The organism is Roseomonas sp. FDAARGOS_362 (assembly GCF_002754815.1).
Lineage (GTDB): Bacteria > Pseudomonadota > Alphaproteobacteria > Acetobacterales > Acetobacteraceae > Roseomonas > Roseomonas mucosa.
The window spans coordinates 2195656-2213329 of sequence record NZ_CP024588.1; the positions used below are offsets into that span (position 1 = coordinate 2195656).

Annotated in this window: 18 protein-coding genes; 7 read left to right on the plus strand and 11 right to left on the minus strand. The window is 72.6% G+C overall.

Translation table 11 applies throughout. The features are described 5' to 3' along the window. Positions 1-8: 8 nt before the first annotated feature. The 5 genes from CTJ15_RS14860 to CTJ15_RS14880 all read left to right on the plus strand — a co-directional run bounded on the left by CTJ15_RS14860 (position 9) and on the right by CTJ15_RS14880 (position 5694). The gene (locus tag CTJ15_RS14860) at positions 9-1250 is read left to right on the plus strand and encodes a YcaO-like family protein (RefSeq protein WP_193009602.1); all 1242 of its coding nucleotides are present in this window, start codon (positions 9-11) and stop codon (positions 1248-1250) included. Next, positions 1247-2641, plus strand: a complete 1395-nt coding sequence (locus tag CTJ15_RS14865) for a TfuA-like protein (RefSeq protein ID WP_099781657.1) — start codon at positions 1247-1249, stop codon at positions 2639-2641. The genes CTJ15_RS14860 and CTJ15_RS14865 overlap by 4 nt, the downstream gene beginning before the upstream one ends. A gap of 3 nt (positions 2642-2644) precedes the next feature. Beyond that, entirely contained in the window at positions 2645-4045 is a 1401-nt protein-coding gene (locus CTJ15_RS14870) for a hypothetical protein (RefSeq protein ID WP_075823233.1), read from the plus strand. 66 nt (positions 4046-4111) lie between these two features. Further along, on the plus strand, positions 4112-4693 hold the full coding sequence (locus CTJ15_RS14875; RefSeq protein WP_026033134.1) for a hypothetical protein: 582 nt from the start codon (positions 4112-4114) through the stop codon (positions 4691-4693). A 272-nt stretch (positions 4694-4965) separates the two neighbouring features. Beyond that, entirely contained in the window at positions 4966-5694 is a 729-nt protein-coding gene (locus CTJ15_RS14880) for a Crp/Fnr family transcriptional regulator (RefSeq protein WP_226945946.1), read from the plus strand. 10 nt (positions 5695-5704) lie between these two features. On the opposite strand, the gene CTJ15_RS24400 is transcribed toward CTJ15_RS14880, so the two are convergent. From CTJ15_RS24400 to CTJ15_RS14925, 11 genes are all read right to left on the minus strand, one after another. Further along, complete coding sequence (locus tag CTJ15_RS24400) at positions 5705-5872, minus strand: hypothetical protein (protein WP_193009603.1); 168 nt, start codon at positions 5870-5872, stop codon at positions 5705-5707. 514 nt (positions 5873-6386) lie between these two features. Beyond that, entirely contained in the window at positions 6387-6959 is a 573-nt protein-coding gene (locus tag CTJ15_RS14885) for a HupE/UreJ family protein (RefSeq protein WP_019460844.1), read from the minus strand. Beyond that, positions 6959-7672 carry an urease accessory protein UreG gene (gene ureG / locus CTJ15_RS14890; RefSeq protein ID WP_226945947.1) on the minus strand — a complete coding sequence of 238 codons (714 nt, stop codon included), beginning with the start codon at positions 7670-7672 and terminating at the stop codon, positions 6959-6961. Before ureG ends, CTJ15_RS14885 begins: the two co-directional genes overlap by 1 nt. Beyond that, positions 7669-8064, minus strand: coding sequence for an urease accessory protein UreF (locus tag CTJ15_RS25340; protein ID WP_369924183.1), 396 nt, complete (start codon positions 8062-8064; stop codon positions 7669-7671). Before CTJ15_RS25340 ends, ureG begins: the two co-directional genes overlap by 4 nt. Next, complete coding sequence (locus tag CTJ15_RS25345; protein ID WP_369923492.1) at positions 7962-8354, minus strand: urease accessory UreF family protein; 393 nt, start codon at positions 8352-8354, stop codon at positions 7962-7964. The genes CTJ15_RS25340 and CTJ15_RS25345 overlap by 103 nt, the downstream gene beginning before the upstream one ends. After that, entirely contained in the window at positions 8347-8943 is a 597-nt protein-coding gene (locus CTJ15_RS14900; protein ID WP_099781658.1) for an urease accessory protein UreE, read from the minus strand. Before CTJ15_RS14900 ends, CTJ15_RS25345 begins: the two co-directional genes overlap by 8 nt. Before the next feature lie 9 nt (positions 8944-8952). After that, positions 8953-10665 (minus strand): urease subunit alpha, encoded by a 1713-nt coding sequence (gene ureC, locus CTJ15_RS14905; protein WP_099781659.1) that lies wholly within the window; start codon positions 10663-10665, stop codon positions 8953-8955. 2 nt (positions 10666-10667) lie between these two features. Continuing rightward, entirely contained in the window at positions 10668-10973 is a 306-nt protein-coding gene (locus tag CTJ15_RS14910; protein ID WP_019460839.1) for an urease subunit beta, read from the minus strand. A gap of 12 nt (positions 10974-10985) precedes the next feature. After that, a complete protein-coding gene (locus CTJ15_RS14915) occupies positions 10986-11288 on the minus strand; it encodes an urease subunit gamma (protein ID WP_075822960.1) in 303 nt (100 codons plus the stop codon). Positions 11289-11382: 94 nt separating this feature from the next. After that, positions 11383-11874: a GNAT family N-acetyltransferase gene (locus CTJ15_RS14920; RefSeq protein ID WP_019460837.1), complete on the minus strand. Its 492-nt coding sequence runs from the start codon at positions 11872-11874 to the stop codon at positions 11383-11385. A 115-nt stretch (positions 11875-11989) separates the two neighbouring features. Continuing rightward, positions 11990-12871 carry an urease accessory protein UreD gene (locus tag CTJ15_RS14925; protein WP_019460836.1) on the minus strand — a complete coding sequence of 294 codons (882 nt, stop codon included), beginning with the start codon at positions 12869-12871 and terminating at the stop codon, positions 11990-11992. A 445-nt stretch (positions 12872-13316) separates the two neighbouring features. On the opposite strand from CTJ15_RS14925, the gene CTJ15_RS14930 reads away from it, so the two are divergent. Both CTJ15_RS14930 and CTJ15_RS14935 read left to right on the plus strand, forming a co-directional pair. After that, positions 13317-14564, plus strand: a complete 1248-nt coding sequence (locus CTJ15_RS14930; protein ID WP_226945948.1) for an efflux RND transporter periplasmic adaptor subunit — start codon at positions 13317-13319, stop codon at positions 14562-14564. Continuing rightward, a complete protein-coding gene (locus CTJ15_RS14935) occupies positions 14561-17668 on the plus strand; it encodes an efflux RND transporter permease subunit (RefSeq protein WP_019460834.1) in 3108 nt (1035 codons plus the stop codon). Before CTJ15_RS14930 ends, CTJ15_RS14935 begins: the two co-directional genes overlap by 4 nt. The last annotated feature ends 6 nt before the right edge of the window (positions 17669-17674 follow it).

Consider the following 17674-nt stretch of genomic DNA (forward strand, 5'->3'; position numbering starts at 1 on the left):
TCCCCGGCTTGCCGCCCGAGGACGAGGCCAAGCGCTTCCGCCTCGGCGCGCACCGGGTCCGCGACCCCGAAGAGACGCTGGAACGGGCGCTGCGCCATGCGGGGCGCTTCGGCCTGACAAGGGTGGCGGTGCTAACCGGCCTGGACGTGACCGGCATCCCGGTCGCCGCGGCGGTGCGGCCCAACGCGCGCTCGCTCTCGGTCTTCCAGGGCAAGGGCGCGACCCTGGCGGCGGCCAAGGCCTCGGCGGTGATGGAGGCGGTGGAGGCCTGGCATGCCGAGACCCTGGCGGCGCCGCTGCGCTGGGGCAGCCATGCCCGGCTGCGGGAAAGCGGCCTCGCGCCCCTGGACCCGGCCCGCCTGCCGCACAGCGCCGCCGCGCCGGACCTGTCGGCGCGGGAGGCGCCGATGCTCTGGGTGGAGGGCCGTGACCTCGCCGACGGCTCGCCGCTCTGGGTGCCGCTGGACCTGGTGACCGCCGACTACGCGCTGGACGGGCCGCCTTCCTCCGGCTTCCTCCAGGCGACCACGAACGGCCTCGCCTCCGGCAACACGCGCGGGGAGGCGCTGGTGCATGCCCTGGCCGAGCTGGTGGAACGCGACGCCCATGCCCTCTGGCTGGCCCTCCCCCCGGCGGCGCGGGCGGAAACGGCGATCGATCCCGCCAGCATCGCCGACCCGCTCTGCGCCGATCTCCTGGCTTGCTTTGCCGCAGCCGGCATCGCCCTGGCGATCTGGGACATCACCTCCGACCTCGGCATCCCCGCCTTCCGCGTCCTGGCCCTGCCGGGGCGGGAGGAGCCGGAGATGGAGGCGGAGCTCGGCCTGGGCTGCCATCCCGACCCCGGCGTGGCCCTGTCCCGCGCCCTGACCGAGGCCGCACAGTCCCGCGTCACCCGCATCTCCGGCGCCCGCGACGATTTCGCGCCGGAATCCTATGCCGCCCCCGCCCGTGCCGCCCGCCGCGCCGCCGCGCTGCGCGCCCTGTCCGAGGCGGTGCCGCCCCGGCGGCGCTTCGAGGCCGTCCAGGGCTGCGCGGCGCCCACGATCCATGGCGACCTCGCCCTGCTGCTGTCCCGGATCGGCGCGGCCGGCCTCGGGCCGGCGGCCTGGGTGGACATGACCCGGGAGGAGATCGGCATCCCGGTGGTCCGCGCCGTGGTGGCGGGGCTGGAGGGCACCCCGGGCCCGGCCGGCGGCGGCTATGCCCCCGGCGCCCGGGCCCGGGCGCGTACACGGGCACACGCATGAACGCGCCCGTCGTCTTCCTCGGCCCCAGCCTGCCGCGCGAGGCCGCGCGGGCCATCGCGCCGGAGGCCATCCTGCTGCCCCCGGCGCGGCAGGGCGACCTTTACCGCGCGGCGCGCTCCCTGCGCCCCCGTGCGATCGGGCTGGTGGACGGGCTGTTCCGGGAGGCTCCGGCGGTCTGGCATCGAGAGATCCTCTGGGCGCTTTCCGAGGGCATCCCCGTGCTGGGCGCCGCCAGCATGGGCGCCCTGCGCGCCGCCGAATGCGGCGCCTTCGGGATGGAGGGGGTCGGTGCCGTCTACCGCGCCTATCGCGACGGGCGCTTTCCGCCCTTTGCCGGTCCCTTCGAGGATGACGACGAGGTCGCCATCCTGCACGCACCCGCCGAGGCCGGGTGGATCGCCGCCTCCGACGCCATGGTGGACCTGCGCGCCACCCTCGCGGCCGCATGGAGCGCCGGGGCGATCGGGCCGGAAGGCTGCGAGGCCCTGGCCCATGCGCTCAAGCGCCTGCCCTTCCCCGAAAGGAGCCATGCCCGCCTCCTCGCGGAAGCCGCGTCCCTGCCGTGCCCCGGTCCGGAGGCGCTGGAATGGCTGCGGCGCCACCCGGTCGCCCAGAAACGCCGCGATGCCGAGGAATTATTGGCGCGAATCGTCCGCGCCTCCCCCGATCGGAGGGCGCCGGGCTTTCGTTTCACCCGTAGCCTGGCCTGGGAGAGCTTCCTCGCCACGCAGGCGGCAGTGCCGCCACAGGGGGAGGAACAAGGGGAGAAACAGGGGGGAGGCGCATTGCTGCGGGAACTGGCGGTCTCCGATCCGGTCGCATGGCGGGAACTGCGCCTGACGGCGGAGGGCCATCCGGGCCTGTCCGTGCCCGGTGCGCCCGATGCCGCCGCGCTGGAGGATTTCCGGCATCGCCACGGTCTGTGGCGGCGCTCGGCGCTGGAGGCCTGGCTGGCGGCGCATGACCTCGACGAGGCCGGGCTGCACCGGCTGCTGGCGCGCGAGGCGGCGATCTGGGAGCGGCTGCGGCGCCCCCCTGCCCCGGCCTCCCGGGACGCCATGCTCGATGCCCTGCGCCTGTCCGGCCGCTATGCCGGGCTGAAGGCGCGGCTGGCCGGGCGGCAGGAGGACCGGGAGGGAGAGGACCGGGACCTGCCCGGCGAGGCCGTGCTGGATGCGGCGCTGCGCTGGTGGTTCGAGACCCGGGCAGGCCTGCCGCCCCCGCCACTGGGTGAGGAGGAGGCCGAGGCTCGGGCCCATGGCTTCCCCGATGCGGACGGCTTCCGGGCCGCCATCTGGCGGGAATACCGCGCCGCCATGGCCACGGAGGATGCGGCGGCCACCGACGGGACCGCCGCCCCCGACGGCGCCCCGCCCCGGGGCGGGGGCTGAGGCATGGCCGGCGGCACGCTGTTCCGGCTCTTTCCGCAATGGGCGCAGGGCTATGCCGAGCCCGAGCTGGTGGAACTGGCCGCCGCCCCCGGCAGCATCGGGCCCGGCCCGTCGGATTCCCGGATGTATGTCGCCCATGCGGTGGACAAGCGCGAGCCCTATGACCCGCCAGCCTGGCTGCCGCCCTACCGGGGCGCGCTGCTGCCGCCCGCCCAGCCGGACGGGGCCGGGAACTTCGACCACATCCCCTTCGGCACGCCGGAATTCCTGTCGGCGCATCTCTACGGCGTGACCCAGCTCGTGCTGGAGATCTGGGAGGACTATCTGGGCCAGCCGGTCCGGTGGTGGCATGCGGACGTGCTGCCGCGGCTGGAGCTGCAACCGGTCGTGTACTGGGCCAATGCCCAGTCCGGCTTCGGCTTCCTGGAGGCCGGACTGCGCTGGACCCGCTTCGGCCAGGCGCTGCCGCTCTGCCTCAGCTTCGACGTCGTGGCGCACGAGGTCGGCCACGCCATCCTCTTCTCCACGATGGGGGTGCCGAAATCCGGCGCGGTGGGCGGCACCTTCCTGGCCTTTCACGAAGCCTTCGCCGACCTGATCTCGACCCTTTCCGTGCTCCACTTCCCCTCGGTGGTGATGCGGCTGCTCGCCCAGACCTCGGGCAATCTCTACGAGCTGAACCTGGTCAGCCGGCTGGGCGAGCTTTCGGATGTCGAGCAGGTGCGGGTGGTGGACAACACCGTCCGGCTCCGCGACCTGCAAGGGCTGCGCCTGCTGGAGGACGGCACCTGGCGCGACCCGCTGAACCTCGGCCGCAACGCGCACGTGCTGGCGGCGCCGCTGACCGGCGCGGTCTGGGACATCCTGGTGGAGCTGTTCCAGGAAGGGCTGGTGGCGGAAGGCATCATCCCGCCGGACCGTGACACGCGGAGCTGGACGCCAGCGGCGGTCACGGCCGCGATGGCGCCGCTGCGCCATGCCTCGGCCGAGGCGCTGGCGCGTTTCGAGGGCGTCTTCCGCCATTGCCTGCACAGGGCGCGCGACCGGGTCGGGCTGGCCATGGCGCAGACCATCCTGCGGCTGGACCCGGAAACGCTGAGCTTCGGCCAGGTCGCGGCCCTGCTGATCGAGGCGCTGGCGGAGCCGGGCGCCACCCCGCGCATCGCGATGGGCGCGCTGCTCGATATCTTCGACGAGCGGGACATCGATCCCCGCCCCTTCCTGGCGGGGGCCTCCGCCGGAATGGCCCTCTCCGCTCCCCTGCCGCCCATGTCCCGCGCTGCCTGGGCCGGGCCGGGGGCGTCCCTTCCGCACCGGTCCTGGGCAAGGCCCTGCGGCTGCCACGGCGACATCATCGCCACACGCCGGATGATGCCGCACGGATCGCGCGCATCGGCCGGTTGAAAACACTCACGTATCGTTCCCGAATGGATATAATGCCGCGAAGCGTCTCGCGAATGGAGATGAAGCATGTCGGACAACCCTGAAGCGACACAGCCCGGCGCAGAGGCCGGAGAGTCCGAAGCGAAGCCCACCCCTGCGGCGCGGCTCGGCGAAACCCTCCTCGCCCCGGCCGCGATCCGCCTCTTCGGCGTGCCGTTCCCGGGCCTCGCCATCACCGACGCGTCCCGCACGCCCTATGACCGGGCCGGCGGGTTCCGGGACCCGCTGATGGCGCGGCTGGCACCGGGTGCCGAGCCGCCGCCGAAGCTGGCCCGGATCTTCGGCTACAGCTACGATGGGCAGTACGTGCCGCTGCCCGCGCCCGCCGTCTTCCTGGTGGAAGGCGAAGGCACCGCCGTCCCGGAACATGGCAGTGTCGCGACGACCGGCTTCATCCGGGACTCCGGGCATTTCATGGAGGGGCTGCGGGTCTGGCTCTTCGACCGCGGCGACATGGGGCTGCGCATCGATATCAGCACCGGCAGCATCGAATCCCTGCTGCATGGCGGCCGCGCCGACACGCTGATGGGCCGGGCCGAGGTCACCGGCCGGGCGGAGGTGACGGGCCGGGCCGAGGTCTTCGGCCGCGCCAATCTGGGCGGACGATGAGCGCGGGGCGCCGTCCGGGCCTCGCCCCCGGAAAGGCTGGAGGAAGCAGGGAAACCGGAACAGGGAGGCCAGCGAAGCAGGCGGAGCCGGGCCGCAGCCACCCGGAGCCTATTCGAGGAAGCCGCCGAGGAAGCCGCCACGGCTCCGGCCACGGCATTCCGCCCGGGCGATTGCCCCTGGCGGAATGCCGTGGCTCCGGATAACCGCTGCACTGGTCCCGGCACCGTTCCGATATTCCGGAGAAGGAAGCCTGGGGCATGTGGAGCCATGGAGTGGAAACCGAGAGTCTGGGGCGCCTGGCCCTCCTGCAAGGCGCCGACCCGGCCGCGCTGGAAAAGGCCGCACGACACGCGCGCTGCCGTTCCTGCGAGCCCGGCACGGTCCTGATCGATTTCGGCGAATTGTCGGACGACGTGTACTTCCTTCTCGAAGGCGCCGCGCGGGTCGTGGCGCGCACCGGGGAGGGCTACGAGATGATCCTGGGCGACCTGTCGCCCGGCGAGGCCTTCGGCGAGCTGGCGGCCATCACCGGGCAGCCGCGTTCCGCCAATGTCACCGCCCTGCACCGCTCGCGCTTCTGCGTCCTGCCGGGGCCGGCCTTCATGGAACTGGTGCTGGCCTCGCCCGCCGTGTCGCTGCGGCTGATGCGCTATCTCGCCGACCTCGTGCGCTCGCGCAGCGAAAGGCTGTTCGAGCTGGCGGCCCTGCCGGTGCGGCAGCGGCTCTATGCCGAACTCCTGCGCCTGTCGCGCGGGCGCGGCAAGCCGGGCCAGACGGCCGAGCGCGTGGTCAGCCCACCGCCGCCGCACCACGTGCTGGCCGCCCGCATCGGCGCCCGGCGCGAGGCCGTGTCGCGGCAGTTGTCGGACATGGAAAAGGCCGGGCTGATCGATGCGAGCCGCAGCGGCATCGTGCTGCGGCGGCCCGAGGCGATGCGCGCCGAGCTCGACGCCGCACTGCGCGGCGCCGAACGTGCGGTGAACGCGCTGAACCTGTCCTGACGCACCCGCGTCAGGCGCGGCTCGGCCTGCCGTAGCGCAGGCCGCGCAGCCAGCGCCAGGCACGCCAGACGAAATGCTCCCCCAGGCCGAGCGGCGCGGCCCCCAGGGCCCGCCGCCTGTCCAGCCCTTCCAGCCTCCGCCCGACCCGCGCGAAAAGGTGCTGCGCCGGATTCGACATTGCGGGCCCCTCCCCGTTCCTTGCCATGGCAGCATCCTGAAGGATCGCCGCTCCCCATGGCTGTGTGCCGGGACACAGGGCGGGCCATGCTGGGGGCGGAGATGGGAGCGAAGGGCTTTCGCCGAGCGTTCCGCTGCGTGTCCAGCCGCCGGGGGAGAGGCGCCGCCTCTCCCGCCGGACCCCCTCTCCGCCGGGGACCGAAGCCGGTCCCCGGACCCCGGGCTTGCGTTGGCTCTGCGTGATAACCGACGGTCTGTGGCCTGATCCCCGGAAGCAGGTGGACAAGCGGGGCTCCTGAAAAGGAAGAAACACCCTGTCCGCGCTTGTGGCACCGGCAGTCCGCCGGAGAGCCATGCTCTCCGGCGTGATCCAGCGTCAGCGAGAACCAACTCATCGGGTCCAGGGCACGCAGTGTCCTGGCGGATAAGGGGGACCGGGGGAAAAGGCGGAGCCTTGTCCCCCGGGACGGCGCAATGCCGGACGTCGCCGGAAAGGCAGTGCCAGGGTGGCGGGATCAGCCCTGGAGCAGCAGCGCCAGCATGGCCACCGCCATGGCGGCCCCGGCGGAGCGGGCCACGGCGCGGCCGGCCGGGGCGCGCCAGCGGCCGAGCCCCAGGCCCAGCGCGTGCAGGCCGGCGGTGGCCAGGAGGAAGCCCGCGGCATAGGCGGCGGCCCCGGCCCCGGGGTGCATCTCCGCGCCATGGGCGTGGCCGTGGAAGAGGCCGAAGAGCGCCGCCAGGGACAGGGCCGCGGCCAGCGGCAGGCGGGCGGCGAGCGCGACCACGGCGCCGAGCACGATCACCGAGGCGGCGATCCCGGCCTCCACCATCGGCAGGCCGAGGCCCGCCATGCCCAGCGCGCCGCCCAGCGCCATGGCGCCGAGGAAGGCGGCGGGCAGCGCCCAGGTCGCGCGGCCGCCCAGCAGCCCGGCCCAGAGGCCGATTCCCAGCATGGCCATCAGATGGTCGAGCCCGCCCAGCGGATGGGCGAAGCCGGCGGTGAAGCCATCCACCGGGCCGATGCCGGTATGGGCCAGGGCCGGCAGCGGCAGGAGCAGCGCGGCGGCGACGGGAAGGAGGCGGCGCATCAGGCTTGGGTTCCTCGGGCGGTGGCGGAAAGGCCGCGGGCGGGAATGCCGCCGGCCTCCAGGATGAAGGCGGCGATCTCGGCCACGCCCCGGTTCTCCTTCAGGTTGGTGAAGAGGAAGGGGCGCTGGCCACGCATCCGGCGGGAATCGCGGTCCATCACGCCGAGATCGGCGCCGACCAGCGGGGCGAGGTCGATCTTGTTGATCACCAGCAGGTCGGAGCGGGTGATGCCCGGTCCGCCCTTGCGCGGGATCTTGTCGCCCGCCGAGACGTCGATGACGTAGATCGTCAGGTCCGCCAGTTCCGGCGAGAAGGTGGCGGCGAGGTTGTCGCCGCCGCTCTCGATGAAGAGGATCTCCAGCGCCGGGAAACGCTCCACCATCTCGCCGACAGCGGCGAGGTTGATCGAGGCGTCCTCGCGGATCGCGGTGTGCGGGCAGCCGCCCGTCTCGACGCCGGTGATGCGCTCCGGCTCCAGCGCGCCGGAGCGGGTGAGGAACTCCGCATCCTCCCGCGTGTAGATGTCATTGGTGATGACGGCGATGTCGTGCGTGGCGCGCAGGTACTTGCACAGGCGGTCGGTCAGCGCGGTCTTGCCGGAGCCGACGGGGCCGCCGATGCCGACGCGGAAGGGGCCGTTCGCCTGCCGATGACCGGAGCGTCCTGCGGACGCGGAGGCCTGGATCGGCTGGCCAGAAACGATTTCGGTCATGAGCGGAAGAGCCTCGTATACTGGGTCTCGTGACGCATGGAGAAGAGGTCGAGCACCGGGGCGGCGGTGCCGATCTCTTCGGGATCGGCGGCCAGGGCGGCGTCGGCGGCGGCCTCCACCACGGGCAGAAGCGTGGCGGTGGCGATCTGCCCGTCCGTCTGCCCCAGCGGGACGAGGCGAACGCCGGCGCTGACGAGGTTGGCGGCGAAGCCCGAGAGCCAGGCGAAAAGCGCCGGGCGGAGCGCGACGCCGTTCCAGGCCGCCGCCGCGCCGAACGCCACGGGATGCGTCATGCGGCGCGGATGGCGGGCCACGAAGGCGGCGAAGCGGGGCTCCGGCCAGGCGGCGGCGGTGACGCTGGCGAAGGCATTCCCCTGCGCCGTGCTTTCCAGCGCGGTCTCCGCCGTGCCGCGCCAAGCCAGGGACAGTTCGGCCACCTCGTCGAGCCCCCCTCGTCGCCGTCCCGCGCGGCACGCCAGGCGGCGGCGAGGAGCGGCCCATCCACCGCCCCGGCCCCCCGCGTCAGCGCGGCGGCGATGTAGTCGGCGAGGCCCTGGCGGTCGCGCACGGCGCCCTCCTCCACCGCGGCCTCCAGCCCATGGCTGTAGGTATAGGCACCGACCGGATAGGCCGGGGAGATCCAGGCCAGCAGGCGGTAGAGGGCGGCGTCGCCCTCAGCCATGCCGGTGGCCGTGATGCGTGTGGCCGTCGCCATGGTGGTGGTCGTGGCCATGGTCGTGGCTGTGCCCGTGCCCCTGATCGTGGTCATGCGCGTGCCCATGACCTTCCTGCGGCCCATGATGGTGGGCGGTGTGGCGGTTGTGCTCGCCATAGGCGCCGCCTTCCGGGTTGAAGGGCGCCTGGACCTGCCGGAGCGTGGCGCCGAGGCCGCGCAGCATGGCGGTGATCACGTGGTCGTCGCGGATCAGGATGCGCTTCGCATCGATCTCGGCCGGCAGGTGCCGGTTGCCGAGATGCCAGGCGAGACGCGCGAAATGCGCGGGATCGGCGGAGGTCACCTCGACCAGCGGCTCCGGCGCGGCATGGACGGCAATGGTGGTGCCATCCTCGCAGCGCAGCCCGTCGCCGTCATAGAGCACCGTGGCTTCCGGCAGGTCGAGCAGGAAGGAGAGCCCCCTCTCGCCCGTGTAGCGGCGGCGGCGGCGGTGGCGGTCGTCGAAATCGAGCGTGATGCTGTCGCGCGCCTCCGCCGGGTTCCATTGCCCGGCGGGAAGGATGGTGGTGGCGCGCGGCAGGGTGCTGTCGGTCATCGGGGCTTCTCAGAACAGGAAATAGCGCTGCGCCATCGGCAGCACCTTCGCGGGCTCGCAGACCAGCAGCTCGCCATCGGCGCGGACCTCATAGGTCTCGGCATCCACCTCGATGCGCGGGCAGAGGTCGTTCAGCACCATGTCGCGCTTGCTGATGCCGGAACGCGTGTTGCGCACGGCGACGAGGGGCCGGGTCACGCCCAGGCGCTCGCCGAGCCCGGCCTCCAGCGCGGCGGCGGAGGTGAAGGTGACGCCGATCGCCGGCAGGGCACGGCCGAAGCCGCCGAACATCGGGCGGTAATGGACCGGCTGCGGCGTCGGGATGGAGGCGTTGGGATCGCCCATCGGCGCCATGGCAATGGTGCCGCATTTCAGCACCATCTCCGGCTTCACGCCGAAGAAGGCCGGGCTCCAGAGCACGAGATCGGCCAGCTTGCCGACCTCGACGCTGCCGACATGCTCGGCGATGCCCTGGGAAATGGCGGGGTTGATCGTGTACTTGGCGATGTAGCGGCGGGCGCGGAAGTTGTCGTTGTCGCCCACCTCCTCCTTCAGCCTTCCACGCTGCTGCTTCATCTTGTGGGCGGTCTGCCAGGTGCGGATGATCACCTCGCCGACACGCCCCATCGCCTGGCTGTCGGAGCTCATCATCGAGATGGCGCCGAGGTCGTGCAGGATGTCCTCGGCCGCGATGGTCTCGCGCCGGATGCGGCTCTCGGCGAAGGCCACGTCCTCGGGGATTCTCGGGTCCAGGTGGTGGCACACCATGAGCATGTCGAGATGCTCGTCCAGCGTGTTCACCGTATAGGGCATGGTGGGGTTGGTGGAGCTGGGCAGCACGTTCGGCTCGCCCACCAGACGCAGGATGTCGGGGGCATGGCCGCCGCCCGCGCCCTCGGTGTGGAAGGCCTGGATGGTGCGGCCGCCGATCGCCTTGATCGTGCTCTCGACGAAGCCACTCTCGTTCAGCGTGTCCGTGTGGATGGCGACCTGCACGTCCAGCGCATCGGCCACGGCGAGGCAGGTGTCGATGGCCTTCGGCGTGGTGCCCCAGTCCTCGTGCAGCTTCAGGCCCGCCGCGCCGGCATGGATCTGCTCCTCCAGCCCCTTCGGCAGGGCGGCATTGCCCTTGCCGAGAAAGCCGAGGTTCACCGGAAAGCCTTCCGCCGCCTGGATCATGCGGGCGAGGTGGAAGGCGCCGGGCGTGGCGGTGGTGGCGAGCGTGCCATGGGCCGGGCCGGTACCGCCGCCGAACATGGTGGTGACGCCGGAAGCCAGCGCCTCCTCGATCTGCTGCGGGCAGATGAAGTGGATATGCACGTCGATGCCGCCGGAGGTGAGGATGCGGCCCTCCCCCGCGATGATCTCGGTGCCCGGGCCGATGACGATATCGACGCCCGGCTGCGTGTCCGGATTGCCCGCCTTGCCGATGGCGGCGATCCGGCCGTCGCGCAGCCCGACATCGGCCTTGTAGATCCCGGTGTGGTCGAGGATCAGCGCATTGGTGATCACGGTATCCATGGCGCCGCCGTCGCGCCCGACCTGGGACTGCCCCATGCCGTCGCGGATGACCTTGCCGCCGCCGAACTTCACCTCCTCGCCATAGGTGGTGAGGTCGCGCTCGACCTCGATGACGATGTCGGTGTCGGCGAGGCGGAGCCGGTCCCCGATGGTGGGGCCGTACATGCCGGCATAGGCGGAGCGGGAGATCCGGGCGGGCATGGTCAGAGCTTTCCTTCGATCGCGCCACGGAAGCCGTGGACCACGCGATCCCCGGCGAAGGGGATGAGGCGCACGGTGCGGGTCTGGCCCGGCTCGAAGCGCACCGCTGTGCCGGCGGCGATGTCCAGGCGCTGGCCGCGCGCCCGGTCGCGGTCGAAGCGCAGCTCGGGATTGGTCTCGGCGAAGTGGTAGTGGCTGCCGACCTGCACCGGGCGGTCGCCGGTATTGGCGACCTCCAGCTCCGTGACCGGGCGGCCGGCGTTCAGCTCGATCTCGCCGCTGGCGGGGAAGAGTTCTCCGGGAATCACCTTCGTTCTCCCCTAGCGGATCGGCTCGTGGACGGTGACGAGCTTGGTGCCGTCGGGAAAGGTCGCCTCGACCTGGATCTCGTGGATCATCTCGGCGACGCCCTCCATCACCTGCTCGCGCGTCAGGACGGTGGCGCCGTCGCGCATCAGTTCGGAAACGCTGCGGCCGTCGCGGGCGCCCTCCACCACGAAGTCGGTGACCAGGGCCACGGCCTCGGGGTGGTTCAGCTTCACGCCCCGCTCCAGCCGCCGGCGCGCGACATGGGCGGCCATGGCGATCAGCAGCTTGTCCTTTTCGCGCGGCGTCAGGTGCATGGGCGGCTCCGTTCGGTGCGGCGGAGTATGCGGGCGGGGCGCGGCGGGGGTCCAGGGGGGGGAGAGCACGACGCGGCGGGCCGGGCGCCGCCGTTCAGGGAAGCAGGCGCCGGACCATCATGATCTCGTCCACCTCCCGGCCCTCGTGCAGGAAGCCGCCGGGGATGCAGCCGATCTGGCGGAAGCCCTCACGCTCGTAGAAGCGGCGCGCCACGGGGTTCTCGGCGCTCACCATGAGCTCGACCTGCCGGTGGCCCAGCCGCCGGGCGTGGTCGACGGCATGGCGCAGGAGGCGGCCCGCCAGCCCGGTGCCACGCTGCTCCGGGCGCAGATAGACCATGATGAGCATGGTGCGATGGGCGGTCTTGCTGGAGGACTGGGCCATCAGGCCCATGATCCCGACGGGCTCCGCGCCCTGGAAGGCGACGAAGACCGGGTTCGCGGTCAGGCGGCGGCGCCATTCCTCCGGCGGCAACGCCTCCCAGTCCGCCGCGGTGCTGGCATAGGCGGCGGGCTCGGCGCGCAGGGCCTCCAGGCGGATCCGGCGGAAGACCTCCTCGTCACCGGGCTGCAGGCATCGGATCATGTTCCGGACTCCTTTCCGCCGAAGCGGGCGCCGAGGCCATCGCCGCGGCCAGAGGGGCAGAGAGCAGGCAGAGGTAGCGGGCTCTCCTCCGGCCCGAAAGCACCGGGGGCCGGATTCAGGTCATCCATAGCCGTGGCAGCGCGCGCGGCAGGCCGAGCAGCCCGTCGCGGCAGGCGGGAATGGCGCTGGCGAGCGCGGCACGGACCGGCGCGGCGGGGCCGAGCCAGCGGAGCAGGAGAATGCCCTCGCGCGGCATGGTGGCGGCGCCCTGGAGAGGCCCCGTGGACGCGGCGAGATCGCGGAAGGCGGAAAGGTGCGCGGCCGCGTCCGGGGCGGCGTAGAGGAGCGTGGCATAGGCGCCCGCGCCGCCGAAGGCGAAGCGGTCGGCGAGGGACTCCCCAGGCGGATCAAGGCGCAGGGCATCGGTCCAGACGAGGCGCCCATCGCGGCGCAGGCGCCAGCGGTCGTGCAGGAAGCCGGTCGCGAAGCGCTCGCCCCTGGCATGGCGGCCGAAGACGAGCATCTCGGCGGCCAGCAGGCGGGCACTGGCGGCGAGCTCGATGTCGAGACCGCGGCGCAGGCGGGCGCCGTCGAAGAGGATGGTCTCCTGCGGCAGCCATTCGAGGGTGGCGCCGGGTTCCGCCCGGAGGGTCGTGGCGATCCGGGTATCGGGGCCGAGGGAGCGGTAGAGCTTCTCGGCGGCGGGGGTGCAGAGCGTGGCGGTGGCGCCCTCCCCCAGCCGTGCCGCGATGCGCAGTGCGTCGCCGCCGGCCAGGCCGCCGGCGGTGTTGACCAGGGCGGCGAGCGGCGGCTCGCCGGGCTCGGGCCTGGGAAAGAGGACGCGCAGCGGGGCGGCCTGATGGAGATGGCGCAGCACGGTACGGGGCGCGGCGCCACCGGAAGCGGCCAGGGCGAAGGCGAGTTCCGCCGTGCCCTCGGCCCGCTGGTGACGGATGGCGGCAGGTGGGGAGGGCAGCAGGGATTCGGGCGGCGTCATGGGCCCGACCGCTATGCCATGGGCAGGCGCGGTCCATAAGCGGGGCAGGACGCCCTCCCGCCGGTCAGGGGCGGCCGTGGAAGCGTGGTGACGGCCCACATCCAGGGAGACCGGCCGGAACACGGAAGATGAAGTCCTCGTCATCCTTCCAGCGTCATCACGCGATGGCGGGAGCGGCGTGGCGGCCGGCGCAAAAGGTCGCGGCAGCGGCGCTTCGCCGGTGGAAGCGAGGCGCGCCATCCGCGACGGCTGCCTTGGCCGCCGGGTGCCGGGCACGTCCGCCGGCTTGCGCCCCGTTCATCCGGCGCGGCGGACGCCCGGTCTTCCGGTGACAAAGCATCACAGCGCGAAGTTCGCGCCTCGGTGAGCGTAATGTTTCCGGTATGATCATTGCAGAAAAGGCAGCATCAAAGCTTGCTGTCCCCTCCTCCTGCGGGTCTCGTCCATGCCCTTCGCGCTTCGTGCCCGATCCCTTCCGGGGGCGTCCTTCCCGTTTCCATCCGGGCCGCTGCCCGGAATCCTGCTGGCCTCGGCCCTGTGCCTGCCCGGCGCGCCGGCGGGGGCGCAGGAACGCGGCGGCGGGGCACCGGCCGTCTCGGTCGCGGTGGCCGCGGCCACGGTGGGACCGGTGGCGGTGGAGGTGCTGACCAACGGCAATGCCGAGGCGCCCTCGGTCATCTCCGTCCGCTCCCGCGTCGATGGGCAGGTGGAGAAGGTCTGGGTCAACGAGGGCGACCGGGTGCAGGCGGGGCAGGTGCTGTTCACGCTGGACAGCCGCCTCATCCAGGCCCAGCTCGCGCAGCAGCAGGCGAACCTGGACCGCGACCGCTCGACGCTGACGCGGGCGCAGGAGGACGCGCGGCGCTATGCCTCGCTGCAATCGGGCGCCTATGCCTCGCAGCAGCGGCTGGAGCAGGCGCAGGCCGACGCCACCGCGGCGGCTGCGGTGGTGCGGGCGGACGAGGCGCTGCTGGCGCAGACCCGGCTGAACCTGGACTTCGCCACGATCCGCGCCGAGGCGCCGGGGCGGCTGGGCGCGCTGCCGGTGAAGGCCGGGAACTTCGTGCGGGCCTCGGAGGGCGTGGTGCTGGCCACCATCACCCAGACGGACCCGATCCTGGTCACCTTCGCCGTGCCGGAACGCTGGCTTTCCGTGGTGCACGCGGCGCAGCAGGGCGCCGCCGCCGGCCAGGCCGCCGCACCCCGGGTGCTGGCGCGGGCGCCGGAGGATCAGGGGCCGCGCGCCGAGGGCGAGCTGGTCTTCGTGGACAGCACGGTGGACAGCACCACCGGCACGATCCGCATGAAGGGCCGCTTCGCCAATGCCCCGGCGCGCTTCTGGCCGGGCCAGTACCTGGAGGTGGTGCTGGTGCCGCGCACCGACCCGAAGGCCCTGTCGGTCCCGGCGGCGGCGGTGCAGCGCGGGCAGCAGGGCAGCTTCCTGTACGCGGTGAAGGGGGAGGGCGACAACGCCGCCGCCCGGCGGGTCGCGGTCAGCGTGGTGCGCTATGCCTCCGGCCGGGCGGTCCTGGCCGATGCCGCGCTCGCGGATGGGGAACCGGTGGTGACCGAAGGGGCGCAGCGGTTGCAGGACGGCACGCGCGTGACGATCCGCAACGGTGCCGCCGGAGGCGCCCCCAAGGTCGGCGGCGCGGAACCGGGCCGCGCGCAGCGTGAGGCGGCGGCGCGATGAACCTCTCCGAACCCTTCATCCGCCGCCCGGTGATGACCGGGCTGCTCGCCGTGGCGGCGGTGCTGGCGGGCATCCTGGCCTATTTCTCCATGCCGGTGGCCGCCGTGCCGCGGGTGGACTTCCCGGTGATCACCGTCTCCGCCCAGTTGCCGGGGGCAAGCCCGGAAACCATGGCGACCTCGGTGGCACTGCCGATGGAGCGGGAATTCTCGACCATCGCCGGGATCGACAGCATCTCCTCCACCTCCGGCCAGGGCACGACGCAGATCACCCTGCAGTTCGTGCTGAGCCGCAACATCGACGCGGCGGCGCAGGACGTGCAGGCGGCGCTGACCCGGGCGCAGCGGCGGCTGCCGACGGAGATGACGACGCCGCCGTCCTACCGCAAGTCGAACCCGGCGGATGCGCCGGTGCTGCTGCTGACGCTCTCGGGCGGCGACGTGCCGCTGTACAAGCTGAACGACATCGCCTCGACGCTGATCTCCCCCGCCCTGTCGCGCGTGCCCGGCGTGGCGCAGGTGGTGACCTTCGGCGAGCAGCTCTATTCCGTGCGGGTGCGGATGCGGCCGGAGCGGCTGGCCTCGATGGGCCTCACGCTCGATCAGGTGAGCAACGCCATCGCCACCGCCAATTCCAACACGCCGGTCGGCACGCTGAGCGGGCCGCGCCAGCAACTCGTGCTGCGGGCCAACGACCAGCCGCCCGACGCGGATGCCTTCGGGCACCTGATCGTGGCGGGGCGCGCCGGCGCGCCGGTGCGGCTGTCCGACATCGCCGACACGGTGGACGGGGTGCAGAACGACCGCATCGCCTCCTTCCGCAACGGCACGCGCGGACTGACGCTGGCGGTGCAGCGGCAGCCGGACGCCAACACGGTGGATGTGGTGGACGGTGTGCGGGCGGCCCTGCCCGCGCTGCAGGCGGCGCTGCCGCCGGGCGCGACGCTGGACGTGAACCTGGACCGCTCCGTCTCGATCCGGGCGGCGGTGCATGACGTGCAGGAAAGCCTGCTGATCGCCGTCGGCCTGGTGGTGCTGGTGGTCTGGCTCTTCCTGCGGCGGATGATGGCGACGCTGATCCCGGTGGTCGCGGTGCCCGTCTCGCTCGCCGGCACGCTGGGGCTGATGTACCTGCTGGGCTACGGCATCGACAACGTGACGTTGCTGGGGCTGACGCTCGCGGTCGGCCTCGTGGTGGACGACGCGATCGTGATGCTGGAGGCCATCGTCCGCCATGTCGAGGAAGGGATGCACCCCCTGGAGGCGGCGCTGCGCGGCTCGCGCGAAGTGGGCTTCACCATCGTCTCGATCACCTGCTCGCTGATCGCGGTCTTCCTGCCGATCCTGCTGATGGGCGGGGTGGTGGGACGGGTGTTCAACGCCTTCGCCGCCACCGTGTCGCTGGCCGTCGCGGTGTCCTGCATCGTCTCGCTGACGCTGACCGCCATGATGTCCTCCTGGCTGCCCGCGCACAGCAAGCCGTCGCGGGTCGATGCGGCGCTGGAGGGCTGTTTCCGCGCGGTGGAGCGGGCCTATGCCTGGGCGCTGGACATCGCCCTGCGCTGGCGGGCCGTGGTCTGGCTCTTCTTCATCGCCTCGCTGGCGGCGGCGGGCTGGATGGCCGTGGCGATGCCAAAGGGCTTCTTCCCGATCGAGGACACGGGGCTGCTTTCCGTCTCCACCGAAGGGCCGCGCGACGCCTCCTTCGACGCGATGCTCGACCTCCAGGGGCAGGCGGCGAAGATCATCCAGGCCAACCCCGCCGTGCAGATGGTGAACTCCTCCGTCGGCGCCGTGGGCAACAGCCTGTCGATCAACCAGGGGCGCATGTATGTGGAGCTGAAGCCGCGCGACCAGCGGCCGCCGATCGGCGAGGTGGTGCAGCAGCTCCGCCGCGCGACGGCCCGCGTGCCGGGGCTCAGCGTCTATCTGCAACCGATCCAGAACCTGTCCTTCGGCGCGCGGCAGGCGCGCACGCTCTACATCTACACCCTCCAGGGCCTCGATTCCGATACGCTCTACGACTTCTCGGAGAAGCTCGCGGCGCGGCTGCGGCGGCTGCCGCAGCTCCAGGACGTGAACACCGACCTGACACTGGACGCGCCCGTGGTCTCGGTGCAGGTGGACCGGGAGCGCGCGGCGGCCCTGGGCGTGAACATCGACCAGGTGCGGCAGGCGCTCTACTCCGCCTTCGGCGCGCGGCAGATCTCGACCATCTATGCCCAGGCCAATGCCTATCCGGTGATCGTCGAGGCGCTGCCGGAGGACCAGCGCAACGAGGACGGGCTGGACAAGATCTATCTCCGCGCCAGCGGCGGCAAGCTGGTGCCGCTCTCCACCCTGGCGAAGGTGACGCGCTCCACCGGGCCGCTGACCGTGGGGCACCAGGGGCAGCTTCCGGCGGTGACGATCGGCTTCAACGTGGCACCGGGCGTGGCGCTGGGCGACGCCACGGCGGCGATCCAGCAGGCGGAGGAGGAGCTGGGCCTGCCCGCCGGGGTGATCGGCAGCTTCTCCGGCACGGCGCAGGTCTTCCAGCAGGCGCTGGCGGGCCAGGGGATGCTGATCCTGGCCGCGGTGCTGGTGATGTATGTGGTCCTCGGCGTGCTCTACGAGAGCCTCGTGCATCCGCTGACCATCCTGTCCGGCCTGCCGGCGGCGGCGCTCGGCGCGCTGGCGACGCTGTGGTGGTTCGGCCTGGACCTGTCGGTGATCGCGGTGATCGGCGTGCTGCTGCTGGTCGGGCTGGTGAAGAAGAACGCCATCATGGTGGTGGATGTGGCACTGGTCCGGCAGCGGGAGGGCGAGGACGCGCTTTCCGCCGTGCGCGCGGCCTGCCTGCTGCGCTTCCGGCCGATCCTGATGACCACCCTGGCCGCCGCCGCGGGCGCGGTGCCGATCGCTGCGGGCTGGGGTGCGGCGGCGGAGCTGCGTCAGCCGCTGGGCCTCGCCATCGTCGGCGGCCTCGCGGTCAGCCAGGCGTTGACGCTCTTCGTGACCCCGGTGCTGTACCTGGGCTTCGAGGCGCTCGGCCAGTGGGCGAAGCGGCTGCGCGGGAGCGGCGCCGGGCCACGCATCGGGCCGGCGACCCAGCCGGCGGAGTAAGGAGCG